This window comes from Enterococcus sp. AN402, from assembly GCF_040719405.1.
In the GTDB taxonomy this organism is placed as follows: domain Bacteria; phylum Bacillota; class Bacilli; order Lactobacillales; family Enterococcaceae; genus Enterococcus; species Enterococcus faecalis.
The window spans coordinates 1,758,177-1,783,425 of record NZ_JBFDTM010000004.1; the positions used below are offsets into that span (position 1 = coordinate 1,758,177).

Sequence of the window (25,249 nt, forward strand, 5' to 3'; positions counted from 1 at the left end):
TTTTTTTAAAACTTTCATTTAAGAAAAATGGAACAATGGTCTCTTGACCACTGTTCCATTATTTCTTATTTTGCTGATTCTTAATGGTATAAGTCGAAACGACCTTTAGCCATCATTTCTTTGGTACCACCTGTTTCAAAGAGCGCTTTGTTCATGATAATTTTTTTCATGAATGAAGCTGGGTATCCTTTAATGTCTGTTTTACCAACAATTCCTAAAGCACGTGTATTTCCGACAGAACAAACAGAACCTTGTGATTTAAAGCTGAAAGGTTTAGTTGCTTCCCCTTTCAATTGTGCTTGAATATTTTTAGCAGCATGCGCTCCCATTTTCAAGGCGATTTGTGCTGTCGTTGGGTAAGGTCGATTAGTTTCTGTATCCATCACTGCTGAGCAGTCACCAATAATATAGACGTTGCTATGGTTCGCATCTGTTAAATCTGGTTGAACCATGACACGACCACGACGAGCTTCAAATCCAGAATCGCCTACAACGTGGCTTCCACTAACACCCGTTGTCCAAATAATTGTTTTAGCAGAAAGTTCTGCCAAGTCGCCTGCTTCGTTATCTTGATAAACAACTGCGCCTGGTTTGATTTCTTTAATCGGTTTACCTAATAATAAATGAATAGCTGAATCTTTTAATAATTGCACACCATAGTTCGCAAGTTTTTCGTTAAACATCGGCAATAGGCGAGTAACTGCTTCGACACAATAAATTTGGATTTGATCTGCTGAGACACCTGCGATTTCAGCAAATTTTGGTTTGTTTTCAACAAGAGAACCTAATAATTCAATCCCTGTAAAGCCTGCTCCGCAGACAACAATTTTTAAGAATTCTTCGTTTTGAGTTGCTTTGTATTGACGCATTTGTTCTTGGATATGTTCATACACGTTTAAAGCCGTTTTCACATCTACCATTTGTAGAGCATGTTCTTGCACACCAGGGATACCAAATGATTCTGATTCAAACCCAAGAGAAACAACTAAGTAATCATAATTGATTGTTTGGCCATCTTCTAAAGCAACTGTTTGTGTTGCAGCATCAATTGTTTTAACTGTTCCTTGGATAAAGGTGGTCATTTTTTCATCGACAACATCCATAATATTGTATGTGATTTTTTCAGCTGGTTGTGTTCCAGCAGCAACTTCATGCAAATCCGTTGCTTCGTAGTGATAGTTGTTACGATCCACTAAAGTAATTTCGACGTCTTTGGCGCCTTTTTGTAATTCGCGTAATGTTTTTAAGCCTGCGTAACCAGCACCTAAAATAACAACATGTTTCTTATTCATTTTGATTCCCTTCCACTCTATAAAAAATTTACAGCCACCACAAACCTATGGCAAAAAATAGCACTTGTGCAGTTGCTCCCACAGCTAAGATCTTCACAGCACAAACAAATGTTTTACTCTTCACTTGTTCCTTCAGTAAGGCTTGGGTTTGTTTCCGTACAAAAGGTAAAGTTAAAAGCATGAGTAACATTGTTGGCGGGGTTAATCCTAAACCGACAGCTAACAAAATGGCTAACATTGCTATTGTATTTAATCCGACGAATAATTTCAAAGAACTTGCTTTGCCAAGGTAATGAACTAATGTATATCTCTTGTTATTTTCATCTTCCTCTAAGTCACAGATATTATTTGCTAACATTAAGTTAGCAATGTAACAAGTGTTAGGTAAAGCGACTAAGAAAATCCCCCATAAATTAGCTGCTGACCAATTGAAAACTTCAAACGTATTAATGTAGACACAAATAAGGGTAATCATGAACCCCATTGTAAATCCTGAGAAAACTTCCCCTAATGGTAGACTGGACAAAGGTTTCGGTCCTGATGAATAAAAAATACCAATTAAGTAACAATAAAGACCCATAATTAATAACGGCCAGCCAACAATAAATGACAACCCAATCCCCATTAAAGCAGAAACGAGAATCATCCAAAAAATCATTTTGCGTATTAATGGCAAAGATAAATTTTCTCGACCGATAATATTCGTTTTTTCCTTATAATCATGAACTTCTGTGGCATGATGGTAATCATTATAATTATCTAAAATATCGACCGCCATATTAAAAATAAACATCGCAATGAAAAAAATTAAAACATAACCAACATGGAGCCGCCCATATTGATACCAACTAAAACAAATTCCTAACAAAAACGGCAAAACACTAGCTGTTTTTGCTTTTAATTCTACTAATTCAAAAAATATTTCTCGATTCAAACTATCCCTCCGCTACTTTTTTACAAACTTTGTTACTTTTAAAACTTAATTACTGTATTTCTGTCGCCAATTCGTATACAATCAAATAGTATTGAACCACTGAAAGGATCGTAGTATATTTATGAACACATTTTGGAAGTCGTTTCCTGACGTTGAACGTTCTTTAACGGAAACATGTGAATTAATTGAACAAACGTTGCATACACGCAACGAAGACATTGAAGAAGCCTTAGTATCTTTGGCTCGTTCTGGCGGCAAATTATTACGCCCCGCTTTTTTCTTTCTTTTTGCTCAACTGGGTGATGAAGAAAAACAAGAGAAACAACAACTATTAAAAATAGCTGCATCTTTGGAAATCCTACATATGGCTACGTTGATTCACGATGACATTATTGACGATTCTCCATTGCGCCGAGGCGCTGTGACTATTCAATCACAATATGGTAAAGACGTGGCTGTTTACACAGGTGATTTACTATTCACTGAATTCTTTACTTTGATTGCAGATGCCATGAATGGCTCTGAATTTATGAAAATCAATGCACAAGGAATGAAACGGTTATTACTTGGTGAACTCGATCAAATGAGTCATCGATTTGACCGCCGCATGTCGATTCCTGCTTATTTAAGAAGTGTCAACGGCAAAACAGCCGAACTTTTTTCACTAAGCTGTCTTGAAGGGGCCTATTTCGGTCATAGTTCAAAAGAAGTCCAACGTTTAGCTAAACGAATTGGCCGTCATATTGGCATTGCTTTTCAAGTCTATGACGATATTTTAGATTATACTGCCGACACGGAAACCTTGAAAAAGCCCGCTTTAGAAGACTTGTCACAAGGTGTTTATACGTTACCTCTTCTCTTCGCTTATCAAGCAGCACCTGACGTATTCAGCCCTTATTTGGATAAAGGACGCGCCATTACCTTAGAAGAGGCAGCTGAAGTTGCGGCGCTAGTCAACGACTATCATGGCGTTACAGAAGCACAAGCTTTTGCTAAAAAAGTAACCAACAAAGCAATCACTGATATTCAACAATTGCCTGATGGCACAGCAAAAGAAACCTTACTTTCCTTAACTGAGCTCTTATTACATCGTTCATTTTAAACGTTTTATGGAAGAATTGCCATTAATTGAAATAGAAAAACGACTGATTGTTTGCTTTAATCAACAACCAGTCGTTTTTTTATTCTTCGAAAGAACTAATGCCACGATCAATTCGGTAAAGTTTTTGATAATGCGCATTGGTTGCAAGTAATTCTTCTGGTGTACCACTCATCTCTAATTGGCCATCTTCAATAAAGATCACTTGATCCATCAAAGTTACGCCTTGCAAATGGTGGGTAATCCAGATGACGGTTTTATCTTTTAATGCCTCAAAAAAGGTTTCCAGCAATTGCTGTTCTGTAATTGGATCTAAACCAGTAGTTGGTTCGTCTAATAACACAATCGGTGTATCTTGCAAAAGAATCCGCGCTAGTGCCAAGCGATGTCGTTCGCCACCAGAAAAACGCAAACCTGCTTCATCTACCATTGTTTGTAAACCTTCTGGTAATTGGGTAACCATTTCTTTTAAGCCAACTTTTTCTAAAACCGCCCAAACTTCTGCTTCGCTTGCTTCTTCTCTACCAATCCGAATATTATTTAAAATGGTTGTTCGAAATAGGTACGGTGCTTGGTGCATAACCCCAATATACTCAGTCATCGTCTCACCAAATGCCTCAGTTGGGATGTTTCCTAAAAGGATTTCTCCCGAAGTAGGCCGTAAATCACCACGAATGAGCGAAGCCAACGTACTCTTTCCGGAACCACTGCGCCCTAAAATCGCTAATTTTTGTTTTTCAGGAATTGTTAACGATAAGTCATTTAATACCTTTTTCTCTTGATTTTCATATGCAAAAGACAAATGTTCTATCGATAAACTGGTGCCATTTGGCTGAACAGGCGCTTCTGTTGAGTCATCTTCCCCTTCAGGAAGCTCATTAAAACGACGAATGGAATCCTTATAAATCGTTGTTTCCTGTGCTGCAGCAGGTAGCGGAGCAAAGGCATCAATTAACGGAAAAACGGTTAAAACAAAGGCACCAATCCAATTGGCTGCGCCCCCATGATTACCTGGAAACCGCACACTAGTCCAAGCTAAGACAGCAATCGCAATCACGCCAAACAGAAGTTGTAAAACAAAGTCTCGGCCACGGTTAAATTGCTTCATTTTTTCATCTAATGCACGAACATTCGCTTCATCTGTTTCATAACGAGCAACGAATTCAGAGCCACGTTGACTAAATACCCAATCAGACACACCTAGAATATTGTCGGTTAGTGTTTGATATAACTCATTTTTGGCATATTTATGTTTTTCTTGACGCGCACCATTCACTAGAACTGAAACAAGTGGTAATAGAAAAACAACCACTCCTAACATCAGTAACATGCATAAAGCAAACCACCAAGAAAAGAAACCTAATGCAATCACTAAAAAGATATACAAAATCCAAGCAATAACGGTTGGGAAAATCGTTCGTAAATACAAGTTTTGGATATGATTAATATCCTCCGAAAGCAAACCTAAGATATCCCCAGTGCGATATTTTGTCTTAAAGAAAATCGCATCTTTTTCTAGCACATTATAAAGTTTCAAGCGCAGATCAGAGGTCATTTTTAACACCCAGTTATGACTCGTTAGACGTTCCACATAACGAAAAACAGGACGGCCAATCCCAAATGCTCTTGTTAAAACAATGGGAATATAAATTAATAAAATATTCTCTGGTAAGGAAGCCGCACGACTGATTAAGTAACCAGACGTAAACATTAATGCCCCTGCACTAAAGAACGTCAAGAAGCCTAAAAGTAAGGCAAAATACAAGGTTTTTTTATAGCGTTTTAAGAAAGGACGAACCCATTGATCGTTTTTCCAAACGTCTTTCGTTGTCGGCTGTTTTTCCATCATTGGCGTCCTCCTCTAATTTGCTTCATTAATTGAACATAGTAGCCATCTTTTTCAATCAACTCTGCTAGCGTTCCTTGTTCCACTAATTGACCTTTTTCCATCACTAAAATGTAATCCATTTCTTCCATCCAATGAAGACGATGTGTCGCAAAGAAGACGAGATGATTGTTCATTAATGGCAACATGCGCTCTTTCATTTCAACTTCTGTTTCAATATCCAAATGCGCTGTCGGCTCATCAAACAGCAAGACGTGGCGTTTTTGATCGACAAAGGCGCGGGCCAACGCTACTCGTTGCGCTTGTCCCCCACTTAACATTCGACCACTTTCCCCAATCAAGGTATGAATTCCTTCGGGAAGATCTTTAACTAGCTCTTCTAAGCCAACTAACTGAATCGCTTGCTGAATCGCCTCATCTGTTGCTTCAGGTGTATAAAAGCGAATATTGTTTGCCAAAGTATCTTGGAAAATATATGGTGCTTGCGGAATATAAAGGATTTGTTTTTGCCAGTCTTTTTGTAAAAAATGTGGAATCGTCTGACCATTTATCGCCAATTGACTCGTTTCTTCTGTTGGCAATAAAAAGCCACTTAATAAATTAATTAACGTTGACTTACCAGAACCACTCGCCCCAATAATTCCAATCTTTTTGCGACCATCAACAGAAAATTGCAACGATTGAATCGCTTCTTGCGTTGCATCTTCATAGGAAAAATTTAACGCTGTGACTGACAACTGACTTTCTTGATGCCAATCATCTAACGTGAGCACATCGGTCTGTTCTGCTTCTGGCAATGCTAATACCGCTTGGATCGCTTGAAAAGAGTTTTTTCCATCTAAGGTTGCATGATAATCACTTGAAAAATCACGAATCGGTAAAAAGAACTCAGGTGCTAAAATTAAAGTAACCAAGGCAGGAAATAATAAAATCGTGCCGTTTAATAAACTTAATCCAAGGAAAACTGCCACAACAGCTACCGATAATGTCGTAAAAAAGTCTAACGCAAAGGTTGATAAAATAGCAATTTTCAATGTACTCATGGTCGCTTTTCTGAATCGTTCACTTGTATGGTAAATACTTCCAGCATATTTTTTGCTCAACCCAAACAGTTTCAGCGTGTCAATTCCTCGCAAGGAATCAATAAAATGATTGGAAAGCATTTGAAACGCCGCATATTGCTTGTCCGCTTTACTTTGTGCTGCATAACCTAACACAATCATAAAAATAATAATAATCGGAAAAACAATCAGCAATGTTACGCCTGAACGAATATCTTGTGTAAAAACAAAGGCCAAAATAATCCAAGGAATAATCATCATATTCATCATTTTTGTCAAAATCAATTGTAAATAATTTTCGGTTTGACTGATGCCTTCTAAAGCCATGGTAACCATATTTCCAGTCCCATTTTTTTGAACAACATTTGGCCCCAAACGGAAAATTTTGGTTAATAATTGTTCGCGTAATTCTTTCGAGCGTTCATAACTAAATGTATCGAGCATTCTCTCACGAAAATACGTAATAACATGTCGACCAAGATAAAAAATAAAAAAGAGTAAAATACTCTGTAGTTGTTGGTTAAGATGCCCGCCACTCCAAAGGCCGACAATGGCTTTTGAAAGAAAAAAAGCTTGCCCAATTATAAAGACTGCTTGCAGGAAAGAAAAACCTGCAAGCAAGACAAGAATTTTTTTGATTTTAGGCATCTGTAAGATGTCTTTATCAATCATAGATTTAATACCCCTCTGGTACGGCTGTCTGTGAAATACGTTTTCTGAAAATATAATAGGACCAAGCAGTATAAGCTAACACGAATGGTAAAATGCTTAAAGAAATCCACGTCATAATTTTTAGTGTATATGGTGTGCTTGTTGCATCTTTAATCAACAAATCAAAACCTTCACTACCAATCATAACACGTGGGAACAAGCCACTGAACAAGAGAGCAACTAGTACAACTAATGTTAAACCACTCGCTAGAAAAGCTAACATCTCTTTGCGTTTAAACACCCCAACATTAGCAATGACCGTTAAGACCACAATTGCTAACGTTAAAATTAAAGTGACCGCAAAGTTCTTTTCATAAAAGTCCGTTTTGAAGTACATCAACACTGCAAAAACAACTAAACCGACATATAAAACGCCGTATAAGATTTCTGCATAATTTCGAGCACGTTCACGAATTGGGCCTTCTGTTTTTAAAGCAATATAGTTCATGCCGTGTAAGTAGCAAAGTAATGTTAAGGCTACTCCACCAACAATTGAAAACAGATTAAAATAATCCGTAAATTGCGCATGCATATTGCCGTTTGCATCTAAAGGCATCCCTTGGACTAAGCTGATAAACAAAATACCAAAGAAGAACGGTACAAGGAAACTACCAATTGATAGCGTCCAGTTCCACATCCGACGACGTTTACCTTCCGGCATGTTGTGGCGGAATTCAAAGGAAACTCCGCGAATAATTAAGCCAAATAAAATCGTAAATAGAATTAAATAGTAGCCACTAAATAATGAAGCATACCAATATGGGAAAGAGGCAAACATTGCGCCGCCCGCTGTTAATAGCCAAACTTCGTTTCCGTCCCAAACAGGTCCAATTGTTGCAACGACTTGATCTTTTTCGTCGTCATTGTGTGCCAACGTTTGAACGGCCATTCCAACACCAAAGTCAAATCCTTCTAAGAAGAAGAAACCTGAGAACAAGACGCCGATAAGGACAAACCATAATAATTGTAGTGTACTCATTCGCCAAATACCCCCTTATCAAATGGATCCAACGCTGGTTCATTTTCTTTCGCTAATTTTTTCGCTTCATAGTCTGGTCCTTTACGTAATTCTAAAATGACCAAGTAAACCATGACACTACCTAAACCAGCAAATAATAAGAAATAAATGACATTTGACGTAATTAATGAAGCAACCGATACATTTGGTGAAACACTTTGTTCAATCGTAAATAGTCCATAGACAGTCCACGGATAACGACCTAATTCAGTGACTAACCAACCTGTTGTATTCGCAAGGAATGGTGCGAACGTACATAAAGCAACAACCCACAGCATCCATTTCTTCTCGTACAGAGATGGTTTTTTCTTCCTTGTAAAGAATAGTCCTAAGGCAGCAACCAATAACATTAAGGCACCAAAACCAGCCATGATACGGAAGCTCCAGAATAAAGTGTTAACTGGTGGATAATAATTTTTATCATCCCCATATTTTTCTACCAAGCGCTTGTTGACTGTATCCATCCCATCAACCGAACCTGATAATTTATTATACGATAAAATACTTAGCATATATGGAATATCGATACCAAAAACTTGTTTATGTTCTCGTTCATCTGCCCAAGCAATCAATGTCCAAGCAGCAGGATCATCAGAGTCTTCATAGGCCCCCTCCATCGCCGCAAATTTCATTGGTTGTCCTTCAATTAGAGCTTTCATTTGCAAGTCGCCAGCTAATAAAACGCCGATTGAACCGAACAAAGTAACCCATAAGCCAATGCGCATAGATGCTTTGTGGAATGAAATATCCCGTTTTTTCAACAATTGGAAAGCAGCCATACCAGCTACTGCCATGCCGCCCAATGTAAAGGCGCCCATGATAACATGTGAAAATTCATACCAAACTTTTGGATTGCTGATGACAGCTACAAAGTCCACCATTTCAGCACGGCCATTATTGATGACATAACCTACTGGATGTTGCATAAAACTATTGGCAACTAAAATCCAGAAAGCAGACATCATTGAACCGAATACGACTAACCAGATAAAGGTTACGTGAACTTTCGGATTCATTTTATCCCAAGTAAAGATCCATAAACCTAAGAATGTTGACTCTAAGAAGAAAGCTAAGAGCGCTTCTACCGCCAACGGTGCCCCAAAAATATCTCCGACGAATCGAGAATAGTCAGACCAGTTCATCCCAAACTGAAATTCTTGAATAATCCCGGTTACAACCCCAACAGCGAAGCTTAATAGGAATATATTTCCCCAAAACTTGGCCATTTTACGATAACGTTCCTCTTTTTTCACAACGTACATTGTTTCCATAATTGCTACAACAAGTGCTAATCCTATTGAAAACGGTACGAAGAAAAAGTGGAAAACTGTTGTCATCGCAAATTGGATTCTCGCCAATGTTACAATATCAAACATATTATTTCCTCCCTGATTTGCCTCCACACAAAGAAACAAGCTTACCTGAATTGTTCATTTCCATTAGCGATGACTCCTTTTATCTACGAAACTAAAAGAAAATTCAAGTGAACTTTTCCAAAAAGTGTGAAAATGCATGTAATATAGAATAATTCCAATCTAAGTATACAACTTTCTGAGGCAGAAACCAAACAATACAGAAGCATTTCTCACAATTTTTTTAGGTGCTACCAAGATTTCTTCCCTTTCTTCTATCAATAAAAAAAGCCCTTCCTAAAAAAAGGAAGAACTAATCTCAATCTATCAACATTTTGACTTATCACTTGATTAGTTTTCGAAAATTGAAGCAGCTCGTCTTTGATGATAAAAATTCTAATCTTGTGATGAAAATTACGGATTGCTTGAGGTGATAGTTTGTTTTTTAACAACATGGCTATAAAACAGGCAGCTCATCCGCTCTGAAATCTGGCAGGTTTTGGTACCATTCTAAACAACATGACTCTAAAACCAAAGGAATTTCTCGACTGTCGAAAAATTAAGTTTTGGTACCATTCTAAACAAAATGACTCTAAAACACATTACTTCCTGAATTGTTAGCTGGTTGAGTTTTGGTACCATTCCAAACAACATGACTCTAAAACATCCTAAAACCAATTCAGGAAACGTTTGTTGTTTTGGTACCATTCCAAACAACATGACTCTAAAACTAATGGCAGAGATAAAAAGCGCTGATTTAGGTTTTGGTACCATTCTAAACAACATGACTCTAAAACAACTGCCCTGCTGCTTCTGCAACGTTGGCAGTTTTGGTACCATTCTAAACAACATGACTCTAAAACACTTCGACGGCCATCAAAGTAGGTCAATTAGTTTTGGTACCATTCTAAACAACATGACTCTAAAACCCTGTTTTTAGGAGGTTGAATAAAATGGAAGTTTTGGTACCATTCTAAACAACATGACTCTAAAACCTCGGAGAAGTATTTTTTCTCCATGATTCCGTATTCGCATCACTTATCCATAGCTAGATTTCAGTTTAGAAGGTCTGATTTTTTTCTTCACGTTTATTATACCAAACTTTCTCCTTCTTGGCGGAAAAACCCACCATTTTTCAATGGTGGTTTTTCTTTATTTAGTAGCTGTAACAGCGAGCCAGATTTCACTATACTTAGCTTCTGCTGGTCCTTGATATTGCGTAAACGAAATTTCTGGTGCTGCAACGACTTGGTAACCAGATGAAGGCAACCATTCAGAGAATATCCTTGCCCAGGTTTCTTGTAAAGTTTGTGGGAAAGGACCTTCATTTGGAAAAACCGCCCATGTATGAGCAGGTACGCTTAGTTGCTCCAAATCTTCATAGGTATTTTCTTGCAAAGTGGCAAAGCCAATCATGTGTGTCATTTCTCCACCTTCTGTTGTTCGTCCCTCTTGAAAGTCAAAAGAAGCATTTACTACTTGATGAGGATATATGTCATCAAATGTATGCATTTCCGCTCGTTGTTGTGGTGTAATGCGCTGTGCTAATTCCATGATTGCTTGATTTTCCCCTTGATACTGCAAGGGAACCTTCTGACTAACTCCGACTATTTGAAACGCTGGTTTTTCAATCAATTTAACATCCATTGATTGTCCTCCTTTAATATCAATATAGAAAGAGAATTTAGGGAACGTTTTTTGGATTTGTGTTTTCATTACTTCAGAAGGGGCTTGTCCTGACCAATCGCGAAAGGCTCTTGAGAATCCTTCAATACTTTGATAACCATATTTAAAAGCTACATCTGTCACTTTTTCACCAGCAAGTAATGCTAAATTTGCTTCCGCCAAACGTCTCTTTTTAATATATTCAGCCAGACTCATCCCCGCAATAAACGAAAAAGTTCGTTTAAAATGGTAAACAGAAATCCCTGTCTTTTTTGCCAATTCATCGAAGGATACTTCTTCCGTTAAATGTTCTTCAATATAATCCATTGCTTGATTTAAATTTGCGAGCATCCGTGTCCCTCTCTTTCTATTTGAAAGTTTACTAAAGACCAACAAGGATGACTTGATTATTTAGAGTCAACATTCGTCAAATTGCTACTCTTGGTTCATAGCGGCTTTTAAAGCCTGTGCTAAAGCACTTTCTTCTGGTTCGTCTGGTTGTGAATATTTTTTCATCAAACGACGTTCTTCATGTTTAGTCATTTTTTGTTTTCGTTCTTTTTTATCGGGAATTTTTTCAGTAATCGAACAGAATTTACATTTGAAAGAACGACCATTTTTTCCTTCTATGATGACCATTTTTTTATGGCATTGTGGGCAACGGTGATTGGATACTTTAGGATCTTTTCGCCGACGATAAGAACATTCTTGGTTTGTACAAACGTAAATCTTCCCATCTTTCGTATTTTTTTCCCGTAAGTTTGAGCCACAATCTGGACATTTTTTTTGCGTAATGGAAAAATCTTGATATTTTTTCTCGCTTTGTTTAATTTCACGGACTAATTTTTTCGTATCCTCTTCAATATCCTTTAAGAAAAGTTGACTCTTTTGTTGACCCGAAGCGATTGCTTCGAGCGATTTTTCCCATTTTTCCGTTAGTTCAGGTGTCACAAGTGATGGATTCACCAAGTCTAATAGTTGCTTTCCTTTGGCAGAGACACTTAAACCGCTATTGGTTCGTTCCATCAATTCTGATTTAATCAGTTTTTCAATAATTTCAGCTCGCGTTGCCGGTGTGCCTAAACTGTGTTTCTCCATTTTTCCTAACAACGTTCCTTCGGTTAATGGTTTTGGCGGCGACGTTAATTCTTTGTTAATGGTAAAGTTTGGCGCAACGGTCATGCCTTTTTGCCATTGGACAGTGGATAGCGGCTGTTCGGCTGTTGTTTTCCAGCCAGCAACAACTACTTTATTTTGATGAAAGACAAATGTTTCTTTTCCAAAAGCGACTGTAACTTTTGTTTGTTTGGTTTGATTTGGCTCAGCAAACAAACCTAAGAATCGTTGAACAATCATTTGATAGATTTTTTGTTCATCATTGCTTAGTTTTTCATAACGAGGACGTTGTTCAGTTGGAATCAACCCATGGTGATCCGTGACTTTTGCATTTTGGAAAACTTTTTGTTGTTTAACAACAGCCCCATTTTTAAGGTAGCCTTTCACTTCTGGTGAAAAATCAGCAATAGCTTGAAGGCGCTCTTTCATCGTTCCTTTCATATCCGTCGTTAGATATTTGCTGTCAGTTCGAGGATAGGAAACAATTTTATGGGTTTCGTATAAACTTTGTACAAGAGATAACGTTTTCTTTGCAGAAAATTGGAATCGCTGATTGGCTTCACGCTGGATTTCGGTTAAATCATATGGTAATGGCGCATTTTCTGTTTTAACTTTTTCTTGGATATCGGTAACTAAGCCCTTTTGTTTTGAGAGTTCTTTGACTAATTGTTCTGCTTCCTGCCGTTCTTTCAAAGCGTATGGATTTTTTTGGGTCATCTTTGCTTTTTCTGATTCAACAGTTAACGAGATAGTAAAATAAGTTTGAGGCTTAAATTGTTCAATCGTTTTTTCTTGTTGGCGCACCATTGCTAAAGTTGGTGTTTGAACACGACCTGCGGATAAGTTATCTTGATATTTCACTGTCAAGGCCCGTGTGACGTTTAGCCCAACTAACCAGTCAGCTTTTGCGCGCGCCAAGGCAGAGTAATACAAATTATCGTAGTCTTTCGCTGGGCGAATTTTCTTAAACCCGTCTTTAATGGCTTTGTCTGTTTGAGATGAAATCCATAAGCGTTTGACTGGTTTGTTAAAACGGACATATTCTAAAATCCAGCGGGCCACTAATTCACCTTCACGACCAGCATCGGTGGCAATCACGGCTTCAGAAACATCTTTACGATTAGCTAATTGTTTAATCGCTTTTAATTGATGTCCCGTTTTCGGTAACGGTTTAATCCCTAAATTCTTAGGAATCATCGGTAAAGTTTCCATTTGCCACGTTTGCCATTCTTTGTTTAAATCTTCTGGCATTTTTAGTCCTAAGAGATGGCCTAAAGCCCAGGTGACAATCACGTTGGGTCCTTCATAATAATTCTTATTTTTTTGATTTGCTCCTAAAACGCGGCTTAAATCTTTTGCTACGCTAGGTTTTTCAGCAATAATTAATTGTTTTGCAACCACTAGTTTCGCTCCTTTTTGAGTGCTATCTTTTCGTATTATACCAAATATTAGCTCGATTTTCTCTAAATTCCGAGAATAGAAAAAGAGTTTAAAGAAAATTCCCTGAGGTTTTTCTTTAAACTCATGCGTTTCAAATAACTTTCCGTTTGCAGAATTTTGTTTTGCCAAAATGATTGGATATTGTGGTAAACTCAGCTTTATTTTCAAAAGTAACCGCATGATGATTTTCTAGTAATGCTAAACCGAAGTATTGTTGTAAATCTTCATCGCATTCTTCACACCAGCGTTCTTCCCCATCATTCCAGAAAGCCGTTAAATAATTAGGCTTTGTGTTGACGTATGTATAATTCTGAGAAAGTTTTTGCCAAACTTCCACATAATATGTCTCTGCATCGGTCAAGTTATCGAAGGTTTTTTCTTGAACAATGTCCTCTTGCCAATCATCAAAAAACCACCAAGGTTCATTGTCGCCATACATTGTAATTACTTGATACATTGAACCGCTCCTTTTTTTGCTACTGTAGGTATCATAGTCACTTTCTGAAAAAGTTGCAAGGATTTGGTTTCGGACTGAGAAATTTTTGAAATTTATTTTATCCTGCTACTTCTAAAGAAGCAATAAAATCTTCAATCATGCGACGATAACTTTCTTCCGGCGTGGCTTCTTCGCGTTGAAAATAACCTAAAAAACGTAAGGTAATATAACCATGGATTAAGCTACGTAATTCTCGACTTTTATGCAGTCGTTCTTCATTATTAAATGGATAAAAAGCTAAAAGTTGTAAGATAATTTGATTGGTTTCATGGATGCCTTCAATTAATTGTTGGTTTTGCGTTTTCGGCACACTGATAAGTAATTCATAGACTGCAGAATTTTCAAAAGCAAATTGTTGGTACGTTTCAGCATATATCCGAATTGCTTCTGCGCCACTCTTACCCACTAAGGCTCTTCGCAATGCATCATTTAATTCTTGAATTAACAAGTCCACTAGAGCATTTTTTACTTCAGCAATATTTTTAAAGTGATTATAGAGTGAAGGATACTTGATGCCTAAATCAACGGCTAAATTTTGAAAGGTTAATTGTTGAACGCCCAATTCTTCCGCTAGGTTGCGGGCACTTTCAAGGATTTTGGCTTTCGTTAAATTCCGTTTTTTTGCCATCTTTCTGACGCCTCCAATTCTTAAATTTTGGACAATTATTAGTTTATCATATCTATTGACTCTTTTTAAACTATAAATTATAGTTTATAATAATAATTTGTAAACATCATTTTTGAAAGAAGGCTGTTTGGCATGCATATTACCAACCGTTCTCATTTGGCCGATCGTTATGGCAAACGAACCAGTGCAGAATTTTTATTACACGAACGTCCTATTTTATCTTTTCCTATTTCTTTAGCGGCCATTCCTAAAGAAGCCCGTTATTTATCCTGGGAATTAATTGATTATGACACGATTCCTCTAATCGGTTTCCCTTTTATTCATTGGTTAGCTGCCAATGTTCCTGTAACCAATGAGATTCCTGAAGACTTTAGTCGAACAGCACTCAAGCCTACCATTCAAGGAAAAAATAGTCTTGCTTCTCCTTTGAGGAAACAGATGATTCCTGCGCTTGCCACTGAAACGTTACCTGAGTTAACCGAACGTTATCTGGGGTTAAGCCCTCGCTCTGGTGTGCACACCTATACGTTATATGTGTACGCTGCAAAAAATCCACTAAATTTAAAAGAAGGCTTTTTTGCGAATGAATTGCATCAAGCATTGAATGATCAACGACTCGCCAAAGCCAAATTTGAATTTCTTTACTAGAAAGTGAGGAAATAGAATGTATGAATTAATTAAAAGTAAACTTTTCCGTCCAAGACAACCTTGGGAAAAAAATCTGCTCGTTTTATGGTTTGGCACATTTATGGCTGGTATTGGCTTTAGCTTAGTGATGCCATTTATGCCTCTTTATATCAACACATTAGGTACTTTTACCCACCAACAATTGAATTTTTGGAGCGGAATCACGTTCTCTTCCACTTTTTTAGTCACAACCATTGTTTCACCTTGGTGGGGCCGTTTAGCCGACCGAAAAGGACGCAAGTTAATGTTATTACGTGCTTCATTAGGGATGGCTATCGTCATTAGTTTAATGGGCGCAGTCACAAGTGTTTATCAATTGATTGGCTTGCGCTTATTACAAGGTGTTTTTTCTGGTTATATCAGTAATGCGACTGCGTTAGTTGCTACAGGCACACCTAAGGAAAAAAGCGGTCAAGTGCTTGGTACTTTAGCCACTGGTTCTGTTACCGGCACATTGCTAGGTCCTCTTTTGGGCGGTGTCACTGCTTCTATTTTCGGTTATCGGCCAACCTTTTTCATTACTGGCACGATTTTATTACTCGTTTTTGTTTTGAGTCTCGTCTTTGTCCATGAAGAGTTTGTGCCAATTGAAAAAAATCAAGCTGCATCTGGGAAACAAATTTTAAAAAAACTAGAACATCCCCACGTGATTCTTGGAATGTTTATTACGACATTAATCATTCAAGCTTCCAATAATTCAATTAGTCCCATCATCAGTTTATATATTCAACAATTGTTGGGTGGTCACGGAAATGTCACCTTAATTAGCGGAGTCATTGCTTCTATTCCAGGGATTGCAACGTTAATAGCCGCCCCTCGTTTCGGCCGGTTAGGCGATCGTATTGGCAGTGAACGCATCTTGACAATTGGCTTAATTTTAGCCATTTTCGTTTACCTACCAATGGCCTTTGTTCAAAATGTCTGGCAGCTTGCTATGCTTCGTTTCTTAGTTGGGATTTCCGATGCCTGTTTACTACCAGCTGTTCAAACATTGATCACTCGTTATTCCCCAAGTGACGCTGCAGGTCGTATTTTCAGTTACAATCAATCTTTCCAAGCGACAGGAAATGTGATTGGTCCTATGATTGGTTCAAGCGTATCTGCCGCTTTCGGTTATCGTGGGGTCTTTATTTCCACTTCTTGTCTGGTTCTCCTTAACCTTCTATGGGTTCGTCGAAGCACCGCCGAATTAAAAAAAGAGAAAAATGATGACTAAGTTATACACAGAAAAGTTATCCACAATTTGAATTTTTAATTTTTCTCTTTTTCTTATTTTTAAAAAAATAGGCATATAAAACAAAAAAGAAAAGCGGATATTTACTGGTTTTATGACCAGCATATCCGCTTTTCTTTTGGTTAACTCTGCGCTTTTTGTTTCACAACTCGTGAAACTTTTTAGACGTATTGTAGTTCTTTTTCATCTTGGTAGGCGCGATCAATTAAGCCGCCCCCTAAGCATTCCATCCCATCATAAAAAACAACAGCTTGACCTGGAGTGACTGCGCGCGCTGGTTCCTTAAACGTAACGGTTGCTTTTGTGCCATCTTCAGATAAGGAAACATGCACTGGGATATCTGCTTGACGATAACGGAATTTAGCCGTACAGTCAAACTCTTTTGGCATTGGCGTATCAACAGTAAAATGAACCTCACTAGCTTCTAAATGTGTTGCATATAGTTTTTCATGGTGAAATCCTTGTCCCACATATAATGTATTGGTAGTTAAATCTTTCCCAATCACAAACCATGGTTCTTGTGTTTTACCGCCGCCACCAATTCCTAAGCCTTGGCGTTGACCGATAGTATAATACATCAGACCATCATGTTGTCCTTTGATTTCGCCATCTTCTGTCACCATGTTGCCTTTTTTAGCTGGTAAATAATTACTCAAAAATTCTTTGAAATTCTTTTCACCAATAAAACAAACGCCCGTTGAGTCTTTTTTCTTGGCTGTGGCTAATCCAGCACGTTCAGCAATTGCACGAACTTCTGATTTTTCCATGCCACCCAATGGAAACATTGTTTTTGCCAATTGGGCTTGTGATAATTGGCTTAAAAAATAAGTTTGGTCTTTATTATTGTCAATTCCACGTAACATATGCACTACGCCATTTTCATCCGTTTCTACTTGTGCATAGTGGCCAGTTGCAACATAGTCAGCGCCTAGTTGCATAGCATAATCTAGGAATGCTTTAAATTTAATTTCTTTATTACACATGACATCTGGATTTGGTGTCCGTCCTAACCGATATTCTGCTAAAAAATATTCAAACACACGGTCCCAATATTCTTTTTCAAAATTGACCGAATAATACGGAATCCCAATTTGATCCGCTACTTTTGCGACATCTTTATAGTCCTCAGTTGCGGTACAGACACCATTTTCGTCTGTATCATCCCAATTTTTCATAAAGATCCCAATTACATCATAGCCTTGCTCTTTTAAAAGCAACGCTGTGACAGATGAATCGACACCGCCACTCATGCCTACCACGACACGCGTTTTGCTGTTATCTGCCATTTTATCACCATCATTTCAATTAGATTCTGAAATCATCCACGATTTGAAGGTCGTAACTTTTCAGTGCTTTTCATTATACTATTTTTTTGAAATAAGTAAAGCAAGCTGGGCGTATAATGAGAAAATACTGGGAACAAAGACACAGCGAACAAGCTGTTGCTTTCAAAGAAACAGAAAACCTGAAGGAACAAGCTACTTTCACTTGTTTCTTCAGGTTTCTCTAAATTATTCTACTTTCTCTAATACACCACGACTAATTAAGCCATCCATTAAGAAAAAGTATTTTTCTTTACTCATTTCATGTTGTTCATTCTTGAAAATATTCATTGGTTTTAAACCATTTGCCGTTGTAATGGACATTTTCAACTCTTTTAGATCAGCAGTGATCGTAATTTTTAATTTGAAGCCTTCATTTCTCTGAGGCGTTGGATCTAAGGAACGAATCAATTGAAAGTTCCCTGATTTTGTTTCAGTAAAGCCGTTATCTTTTAATGTATAGCGTTTTGCACTAGGATGTACTTTGTAAAAAACTGTTGAGCCTTCAACAGCAGCCGTTGTTGTAAATGCCATGGGTTCCACCTCGTTATTTTCATTGTTATCTTCATTATAGCGAAAACCTGTAGCTGCCGCAATCAGATTATTTTTTCAATTGTTGAATCACTGCAACTAGTACTTCAGAAAAAGTCGCAATTTCTTCTGGTGTGTTCCCGTAGCCAAAACTAATCCGGATTGATTCTTTAATAGCTGAGGAATTTTCTCCATACATCGCTGTCAACACGTGCGAAGGATCCACAGTTCCCGCTGTACAAGCCGAGCCTGTTGAAATCGCAATACCTCTTAAGTCCAAATGCATTAAGAGCAAATCACTGGGAATTCCTTTTAAATGAAGATTTAAGACATGCGCTAAACGATTGGTTGGTTCACCATTAATTGAAAAATCAATATTGGCTTCTTCTAACGCTTTTAAAATAATCGTTTGAAAACTTTGATAGGCTGTTTTTCTTGCTTGCTTTTCTGCAGAAGTTAGTAATGAAAAGGCAGTACCCATGCCAATAATTCCAGCTAAGTTTTCCGTGCCCGCACGTCGTTTTTCTTCTTGTTCCCCACCATGTAAAAGAGGTGGTAATTGGATTGCATCGCTTTTAAATAAAAAACCTACGCCTTTTGGACCATTGATTTTATGAGCGGAAATACTTAATAAGTCGATCCCTAATTCATGAGGTAAAATGACTTCACTTCCATAAGCTTGGACGGCATCTGTATGAAAAATCGCCGAATGATTTTTAAGAATTGCACCAACTTCAGCAATTGGTAATCGATTTCCAATTTCATTATTGCCATACATCATTGAAACCAAGATCGTTTCTTCGCGTAAAGACTTTTTGAATTGATCCATTGAAATCTGACCATTTTCATTCACAGGTAAGTAAGTCACTTCAAAGCCTAACGTTTCTAAGTATTCCATCGTTCGTAACACAGCGGGATGTTCAATTGCCGTAGTAATAATATGTTTTCCTTCCTTTTGACGAGAAAAAGCAACTGCCAAGATGGCTGTGTTATCCCCTTCTGTGCCACCACTATTAAAAATAATTTCGTGGGGTTTGGCTTGTAAGCTCTCGGCAATCGTTTGACGCACTTCTTCCAGAAGACCGTGTGCCTTTCGTCCAAACTGATGAATACTTGATGGATTGCCAAAAGTCGTTTGCATATTTTCAGTCATCGCTTGAATGACTGTTGGATGAAGCGGTGTTGTTGCCGCATGATCTAAATAAATGGGTTCCAAATGACTCGTCCCTTTCCTTATGTTCTGGCGTTATTCTAGCATAAAAAGCTTAAAACACAAAATCAGAATACTTTCTCTTCTATTTATAAAAGAGATAAGTAAAATAGGCCCAACACTATTAAAGTTGTTAGACCTATTTCTAGTTTAAGGAATCACTTATTCTCCTTTTGGTTCTAAACGGAATAATGGACTCATTGGTTTATTTTCATGAATACGAAGTAACGCTTCCCCCATTAACTCAGCGCAAGAAATAATATTCAAGGTTGCTGGTTGGCGGTCTGTTGTCGTATAAACAGAGTCAGTAATACTAATTTCCTTAATTGGCGCATTTTCTAAGGTTGCTTTTGCGCCTTCTGATAACAAACCATGCGAGGCGCAAGCATACACTTCTTGCGCACCATTTTTCATTAAAACTTCCGCCGCTGTGGCTAACGTTTGACCAGTATTCAAAATGTCATCAACAAGAATACATTTTTTCCCAGCGACATTCCCAATAACGTAACCTTCTTGGCGCACCCCATCAATCTCTTCATGGTCGACAATTGCTAAGGTCGCATCTAAGTACTCCGATAAACTACGTGCGCGTTGAACGCCACTGTTTTTAGGCGAAACAATCACAATTTCTTCCCCTACTAATGCTTGTTGACGATAATAATGAGCAAACAAAGGCATTGTAAATAAATTATCTACTGGGATATCAAAAAATCCTTGGACTTGAACAGTATGCAAGTCTAATGTCAACAAACGTGTTGCGCCTGCCTCTACCAACATATTAGCAACTAATTTCGCAGTAATGGGTTCTCTTGGTTTCGCTGTGCGGTCTTGGCGAGCATAACCATAGTAAGGCAAAATAACATTAATTGTTTTTGCGCTAGCACGTTTTAATGCATCAATTAAAATAAGCAATTCCATCAAATGATCATTTACAGGAGCATTCGTTGCTTGGATGATGTAGACATGATCGCCACGAATACTTTCTTCAATATTAATTTGAATTTCGCCATCACTAAATTGGCGCACGGTGCTTTTTCCTAATTCTGTTCCTACTGATGCTGCGATTTTTTCAGCAAGTGGTCGATTTGCATTTAAACTGAAGATGCGTAAGGTGTCATCTTGATAGTTTTCGGTCATGATATCCTCCGTCAATATAAAATAATAGTCGTTTTCATTCATATTCTACCATTTTTTGTCATAAAAATCATGGGATCCTCCTTAATTTATTGAAAGAAACGGTTTTCTTTGTGAAAAAAGCGCTTGTATTTAGGTGCACCTAAAAATTATTTGCATTTTCTTAAACTATCCCTTATACTGATTTTAAGGCAAACCTAAAAAGGAGGAATTTCATGAGAAAAAGCTTTAACTTAGCTGTTCAAGCGTTAACCGTTCAATATCAAGGACGGACCGCTTTAAATAATATCCACGTTACTATTCCCTCCGGTAAAATTACTGGAATTATCGGACCAAATGGTGCTGGAAAGTCAACATTTATTAAAGGGTTATTAGGCTTGATTAAAACAAAGGAACGTGATGTTTTGTTAAATAATCAAGCGATTGACCAACAAAAAACAACCATTGCCTATGTAGAACAACGTAGCGCCTTGGATCTTAGTTTCCCAATTAGCGTTTTTGAAACGGTCTTGCTAGGAACCTATCCAAACTTGGGACTATTAAAACGCCCAGGAAAGAAAGAAAAGCAAGCAGCCATGGCTGCATTAAAAATGGTGCAATTAGAAGACTATGCGCAACGCCAGATTGGCGAACTTTCTGGTGGCCAATTACAACGTGTGTTTATCGCCCGTGTTTTGGCCCAAGGTGCTGAGGTGATTTTTTTAGATGAACCTTTCGTCGGCATTGATATGTCTAGTGAAAAAGTGATTATGGATATTCTCAAATCATTAAAAAATCAAGGTAAAATGATTATCATTGTTCACCATGATTTGCACAAAGTGTCCCACTATTTTGATGAATTAATCGTTTTGAAAAACCGGCTAATTGCTGCGGGTCCTGTTGAACAAACATTTACTGCAGAAACGCTCCAAGAAGCATACGGTGATTTGTTAGGTGATTTATTAATACAGGGGGTTGCAAAATGATTGCTGCATTTATTGATGGTTTATTCCGTTATCAATTTTTACAAAATGCCCTTTTGACGTCTGTAATTGTCGGACTCATTTCAGGGGTAATTGGTTCATTCATTATTTTACGTGGGATGTCTTTGATGGGTGATGCGATTTCCCATGCCGTTTTACCAGGAGTCGCTGTTTCTTATATGTTTGGTTTCAATTATATTTTTGGCGCTTCTATTTTTGGCTTACTAGCTGCATTATCGATCGGCTTTATTACCCAAAAAAGTCCACTAAAAAATGATACTGCCATTGGTGTTGTCTTTAGTTCTTTTTTTGCTTTAGGGATTATTTTTATCTCTTTTGCAAAAAGTTCCACCGATTTATATCATATTCTGTTTGGAAATGTATTAGCGGTCGCAGATACCGATATTTTAATTACTTGTGTCGTCGGCGTGATTGTTTTGATTTTTGTGGCATTGTTTTATAAAGAGTTGCAACTCACTTCTTTTGATCCCACAATGGCTCAGGCCTATGGTTTAAATATTCAATTTTTCCACTATGCATTGATGTTTTTACTAACACTAGTCGCTGTTTCTTCTTTGCAAACCGTCGGAACTATTTTAGTCATTGCCATGCTGATTACACCAGCGGCAACAGCTTATCTATTAACAAATCACTTACCGACAATGATTGGCTTAGCCTCTACTTTTGGGATTTTAAGTTCAGTGATTGGCCTATTCTTCAGTTATTCTTATAACTTAGCTTCTGGTGCGACGATTGTTTTAACCGCCGCCTTATTCTTTTTATTGGCTTTCTTTTTCTCACCAAAGAAAGGCCTAGTATTTGTAAACCGTGAGAAAGAAATGGAGGAATCAACGAATGAAAAAATTTAGTTTATTTTTTTTAACACTTTTAGCAGGGTTAACGTTAGCTGCTTGCGGGAATCAAGCCGCTGAAAAGAAAGAAAAATTAGCAATTGTGACAACGAACTCGATCCTATCTGATTTAGTGAAAAATGTTGGGCAAGACAAAATTGAGCTGCATAGTATTGTGCCAATTGGGACAGACCCTCACGAATATGAACCGTTACCAGAAGACATTGCGAAAGCTTCTGAAGCGGACATTTTATTCTTTAACGGCTTGAACTTAGAAACAGGCGGAAATGGCTGGTTTAACAAATTAATGAAAACGGCCAAAAAAGTTGAGAATAAAGATTACTTTTCTACAAGCAAAAATGTTACGCCACAATATTTAACAAGTGCAGGTCAAGAACAAACAGAAGATCCGCATGCTTGGTTAGACATTGAAAATGGCATTAAATATGTAGAAAACATTCGTGACGTGTTAGTAGAAAAAGATCCAAAAAATAAAGATTTCTATACAGAAAACGCGAAAAATTATACCGAAAAACTTAGCAAACTACATGAGGAAGCCAAAGCTAAATTTGCTGATATTCCTGATGATAAAAAATTATTAGTTACAAGTGAAGGTGCCTTTAAATATTTCTCCAAAGCTTATGATTTAAATGCCGCTTATATTTGGGAAATTAACACAGAAAGTCAAGGAACACCTGAACAAATGACCACGATTATTGATACCATTAAGAAATCAAAAGCACCTGTGTTATTTGTTGAAACCAGTGTTGATAAACGTAGTATGGAACGGGTCTCAAAAGAAGTGAAACGACCAATTTACGATACACTTTTCACAGACTCTCTAGCCAAAGAAGGAACAGAAGGCGATACGTACTACAGCATGATGAACTGGAATTTAACAAAAATCCATGATGGCTTAATGAGTAAATAAATAATAAAGAAGAAAGAACCAAGTTGACTCCCCCTCAACTTGGTTCTTTCTTCTTTATTTAACTAATTCCTCAATATCAATTACTCGATCCACAATTTCCTCATAAAAATCTGCTTCATGGGAAACCAGAAAAACCGTTCCTGGGTAAACGTGAATTGCTTCTTGTAAACTTTTTTTGGCCGCTTCATCAATATGATTGGTTGGCTCATCTAAAAATAACAAATTACTAGTTTGCATCATTAGTTCCGCTAGTTTTACTTTTGTTTGCTCACCACCACTTAACAGGGCTAGCGACTGCATTGCTAACTTATCTGGTAAACCTGCCCTAGCCAAATGACTTCTTCGCTCTTTAATCGTTGTATCTGGAAAACGATCTGATAAATAGTCTAGCGGCGTTAACTGCTCATTAGGCCACGCCAAGTCTTGGGTAAAATAAGCAATTTTTGTATTCAGCGGATAATGAAATTCTCCATCTAATGAAGGAATCACTTTCGTCAACGTTTTAATTAATGTTGATTTGCCAATCCCATTAAAGCCTTTCAATGCGACTTTTTCACCGACATGAACCATTAAATCTAACGGTTCTAACAAAGGTTCCCGATAGCCGACAACTAACTTCTGGGTCGTTAGTGCTTGCGTTGCAACTAACCCTTGGTAAGGAAATTCAATCGCTGGCTTAGTCAAGGAACCTGGCGGAGTCAATCGTTCCAACCGGTCCAATTGTTTTTGTCGACTTTTAGCCATCGTTGCTCGATTTCCAGCTTTGTATTTACGAATATAGGCTTCCATTTTTTCAATTTTTTCTTGTTGGGCCTGATACTGTTTCAAATAGGTTTGTTTATTCTGCTCTTTTTGTGCAAAAGATTTTTCTACATTTCCAGTATATTTGGTTAATTTGCCAAACTCAATGTCTGCGATGCAATTCGTCACTTCATTTAAAAATTGATAATCATGGGAGACTAATAGAAAGCTTCCTTCAAAATTATTCAGATAGCGAACAAGCCATTGAATATGTGTATCATCTAAATAGTTGGTGGGTTCATCTAAAAGTAACACATCAGGGGCCTCTAACAATAATTTTGCTAAAATCACTTTTGAACGTTGACCACCGCTTAGCTCCCCTAACTTTTTATCCAAACCAATTGCTTGTAGTCCTAACCCATTGGCTAAATCCTGAATAATCGTGTCGATTTGGTAAAAATTACTTTCATCTAAATCTGTTTGTAATTTGCCTGCTTGTTCTAAAAGTTTTTCCGAAGCCGTTTGACTGTATTCTTCATAAAGTTTTGTCAGTTTCGCTTCTTTATCAAAAAGTTCTTGAAAGGCTTGTTTCAAAAAATCAACCATCGTTAGTGATTGTTCTACAGAAACATGCTGATCCAAGTACCCAATCTTGCAATTTTTTTGCCACTGAATCGTTCCTTCGTCTGGCAATACTTCCCCCGTTAAAATTTTAATTAAGGTGGATTTGCCGACCCCATTTTGGCCAGTTAAGCCTAAATGATCCCCTTTATTCACTTGCAATGAAGCCTCTTCATACAAGACCTTTTCGCCAAACCGATGCGTTAAATGTTCAATAGTTAAAATACTCATTTTCGTCACTTCTTTCTTGTTAACTGATTATTTTGGGACAACAAAAAAAGAACCACGTCTGCACGTCGTCCATCCTGACAGAAATCCCGACAACCGCTTGTACGTACACTCAAATAAGACTAGCTTTTCTAGTCAA

General features: G+C 37.6%; 21 protein-coding genes and 1 CRISPR repeat array. Of the genes, 6 read left to right on the forward strand and 15 right to left on the reverse strand.

The genetic code is table 11. From position 1 onward, the window contains the following. Window positions 1-80: 80 nt before the first annotated feature. Together AB1I62_RS10035 and AB1I62_RS10040 are read right to left on the reverse strand one after the other, a co-directional pair. Window positions 81-1,292, reverse strand: coding sequence for an NAD(P)/FAD-dependent oxidoreductase (locus AB1I62_RS10035; protein WP_002360017.1), 1,212 nt, complete (start codon window positions 1,290-1,292; stop codon window positions 81-83). A 28-nt stretch (window positions 1,293-1,320) separates the two neighbouring features. After that, window positions 1,321-2,226 carry a prenyltransferase gene (locus tag AB1I62_RS10040; protein ID WP_002360016.1) on the reverse strand — a complete coding sequence of 302 codons (906 nt, stop codon included), beginning with the start codon at window positions 2,224-2,226 and terminating at the stop codon, window positions 1,321-1,323. Between the two features lie 121 nt (window positions 2,227-2,347). Here AB1I62_RS10040 and AB1I62_RS10045 point away from each other — a divergent pair, with 121 nt between their 5' ends. Beyond that, window positions 2,348-3,328 carry a polyprenyl synthetase family protein gene (locus AB1I62_RS10045; RefSeq protein WP_002409792.1) on the forward strand — a complete coding sequence of 327 codons (981 nt, stop codon included), beginning with the start codon at window positions 2,348-2,350 and terminating at the stop codon, window positions 3,326-3,328. A 79-nt stretch (window positions 3,329-3,407) separates the two neighbouring features. Here AB1I62_RS10045 and cydC read toward each other — a convergent pair whose 3' ends face one another. The 8 genes from cydC to AB1I62_RS10085 all read right to left on the reverse strand — a co-directional run bounded on the left by cydC (window position 3,408) and on the right by AB1I62_RS10085 (window position 14,658). Then, window positions 3,408-5,174: a thiol reductant ABC exporter subunit CydC gene (gene cydC, locus AB1I62_RS10050; RefSeq protein ID WP_016627602.1), complete on the reverse strand. Its 1,767-nt coding sequence runs from the start codon at window positions 5,172-5,174 to the stop codon at window positions 3,408-3,410. Beyond that, on the reverse strand, window positions 5,171-6,904 hold the full coding sequence (cydD, locus tag AB1I62_RS10055; protein WP_202250952.1) for a thiol reductant ABC exporter subunit CydD: 1,734 nt from the start codon (window positions 6,902-6,904) through the stop codon (window positions 5,171-5,173). The genes cydC and cydD overlap by 4 nt, the downstream gene beginning before the upstream one ends. A gap of 4 nt (window positions 6,905-6,908) precedes the next feature. After that, entirely contained in the window at window positions 6,909-7,922 is a 1,014-nt protein-coding gene (gene cydB / locus AB1I62_RS10060; RefSeq protein WP_002356976.1) for a cytochrome d ubiquinol oxidase subunit II, read from the reverse strand. Further along, window positions 7,919-9,337 (reverse strand): cytochrome ubiquinol oxidase subunit I, encoded by a 1,419-nt coding sequence (locus AB1I62_RS10065; protein ID WP_010707351.1) that lies wholly within the window; start codon window positions 9,335-9,337, stop codon window positions 7,919-7,921. Before AB1I62_RS10065 ends, cydB begins: the two co-directional genes overlap by 4 nt. A gap of 472 nt (window positions 9,338-9,809) precedes the next feature. Then, window positions 9,810-10,308: direct repeats of the CRISPR family, unit length 36 nt; unit sequence GTTTTGGTACCATTCTAAACAACATGACTCTAAAAC. Between the two features lie 157 nt (window positions 10,309-10,465). Further along, a complete protein-coding gene (locus tag AB1I62_RS10070; RefSeq protein WP_010775958.1) occupies window positions 10,466-11,329 on the reverse strand; it encodes an AraC family transcriptional regulator in 864 nt (287 codons plus the stop codon). An 84-nt stretch (window positions 11,330-11,413) separates the two neighbouring features. Beyond that, complete coding sequence (locus AB1I62_RS10075) at window positions 11,414-13,495, reverse strand: DNA topoisomerase III (RefSeq protein ID WP_002388224.1); 2,082 nt, start codon at window positions 13,493-13,495, stop codon at window positions 11,414-11,416. 130 nt (window positions 13,496-13,625) lie between these two features. Beyond that, entirely contained in the window at window positions 13,626-13,991 is a 366-nt protein-coding gene (locus tag AB1I62_RS10080) for a DUF1033 family protein (protein WP_002356966.1), read from the reverse strand. A 97-nt stretch (window positions 13,992-14,088) separates the two neighbouring features. Beyond that, window positions 14,089-14,658, reverse strand: coding sequence for a TetR/AcrR family transcriptional regulator (locus tag AB1I62_RS10085; RefSeq protein WP_002356965.1), 570 nt, complete (start codon window positions 14,656-14,658; stop codon window positions 14,089-14,091). A 132-nt stretch (window positions 14,659-14,790) separates the two neighbouring features. On the opposite strand from AB1I62_RS10085, the gene AB1I62_RS10090 reads away from it, so the two are divergent. Then, window positions 14,791-15,306, forward strand: a complete 516-nt coding sequence (locus tag AB1I62_RS10090) for a YbhB/YbcL family Raf kinase inhibitor-like protein (RefSeq protein WP_202250953.1) — start codon at window positions 14,791-14,793, stop codon at window positions 15,304-15,306. Window positions 15,307-15,322: 16 nt separating this feature from the next. Beyond that, a complete protein-coding gene (locus tag AB1I62_RS10095) occupies window positions 15,323-16,561 on the forward strand; it encodes a multidrug efflux MFS transporter (protein ID WP_156210004.1) in 1,239 nt (412 codons plus the stop codon). 179 nt (window positions 16,562-16,740) lie between these two features. Here AB1I62_RS10095 and mnmA read toward each other — a convergent pair whose 3' ends face one another. From mnmA to AB1I62_RS10115, 4 genes are all read right to left on the reverse strand, one after another. After that, on the reverse strand, window positions 16,741-17,865 hold the full coding sequence (gene mnmA / locus AB1I62_RS10100) for a tRNA 2-thiouridine(34) synthase MnmA (protein WP_002362075.1): 1,125 nt from the start codon (window positions 17,863-17,865) through the stop codon (window positions 16,741-16,743). A gap of 225 nt (window positions 17,866-18,090) precedes the next feature. After that, window positions 18,091-18,435, reverse strand: a complete 345-nt coding sequence (locus AB1I62_RS10105; RefSeq protein WP_002356959.1) for a DUF1831 domain-containing protein — start codon at window positions 18,433-18,435, stop codon at window positions 18,091-18,093. 67 nt (window positions 18,436-18,502) lie between these two features. Further along, a complete protein-coding gene (locus AB1I62_RS10110) occupies window positions 18,503-19,648 on the reverse strand; it encodes a cysteine desulfurase family protein (RefSeq protein ID WP_367019263.1) in 1,146 nt (381 codons plus the stop codon). A 156-nt stretch (window positions 19,649-19,804) separates the two neighbouring features. Continuing rightward, on the reverse strand, window positions 19,805-20,779 hold the full coding sequence (locus AB1I62_RS10115) for a ribose-phosphate diphosphokinase (protein ID WP_002356957.1): 975 nt from the start codon (window positions 20,777-20,779) through the stop codon (window positions 19,805-19,807). Between the two features lie 212 nt (window positions 20,780-20,991). Between AB1I62_RS10115 and AB1I62_RS10120 the strand changes: the two genes are divergently transcribed. Genes AB1I62_RS10120 through AB1I62_RS10130 form a run of 3 tightly spaced genes read left to right on the forward strand, consistent with a single transcriptional unit; the run spans window position 20,992 to window position 23,520 of the window. Beyond that, on the forward strand, window positions 20,992-21,741 hold the full coding sequence (locus AB1I62_RS10120; protein ID WP_002360005.1) for a metal ABC transporter ATP-binding protein: 750 nt from the start codon (window positions 20,992-20,994) through the stop codon (window positions 21,739-21,741). Then, window positions 21,738-22,607 (forward strand): metal ABC transporter permease, encoded by an 870-nt coding sequence (locus tag AB1I62_RS10125; protein ID WP_002369145.1) that lies wholly within the window; start codon window positions 21,738-21,740, stop codon window positions 22,605-22,607. Before AB1I62_RS10120 ends, AB1I62_RS10125 begins: the two co-directional genes overlap by 4 nt. After that, the gene (locus AB1I62_RS10130) at window positions 22,594-23,520 is read left to right on the forward strand and encodes a metal ABC transporter substrate-binding protein (RefSeq protein WP_002356954.1); all 927 of its coding nucleotides are present in this window, start codon (window positions 22,594-22,596) and stop codon (window positions 23,518-23,520) included. Before AB1I62_RS10125 ends, AB1I62_RS10130 begins: the two co-directional genes overlap by 14 nt. A 54-nt stretch (window positions 23,521-23,574) precedes the next feature. Here the strand turns inward: AB1I62_RS10130 and AB1I62_RS10135 are convergent, their stop codons facing one another. Then, window positions 23,575-25,113, reverse strand: a complete 1,539-nt coding sequence (locus AB1I62_RS10135; RefSeq protein WP_002362078.1) for an ABC-F family ATP-binding cassette domain-containing protein — start codon at window positions 25,111-25,113, stop codon at window positions 23,575-23,577. Window positions 25,114-25,249 lie beyond the last annotated feature (136 nt).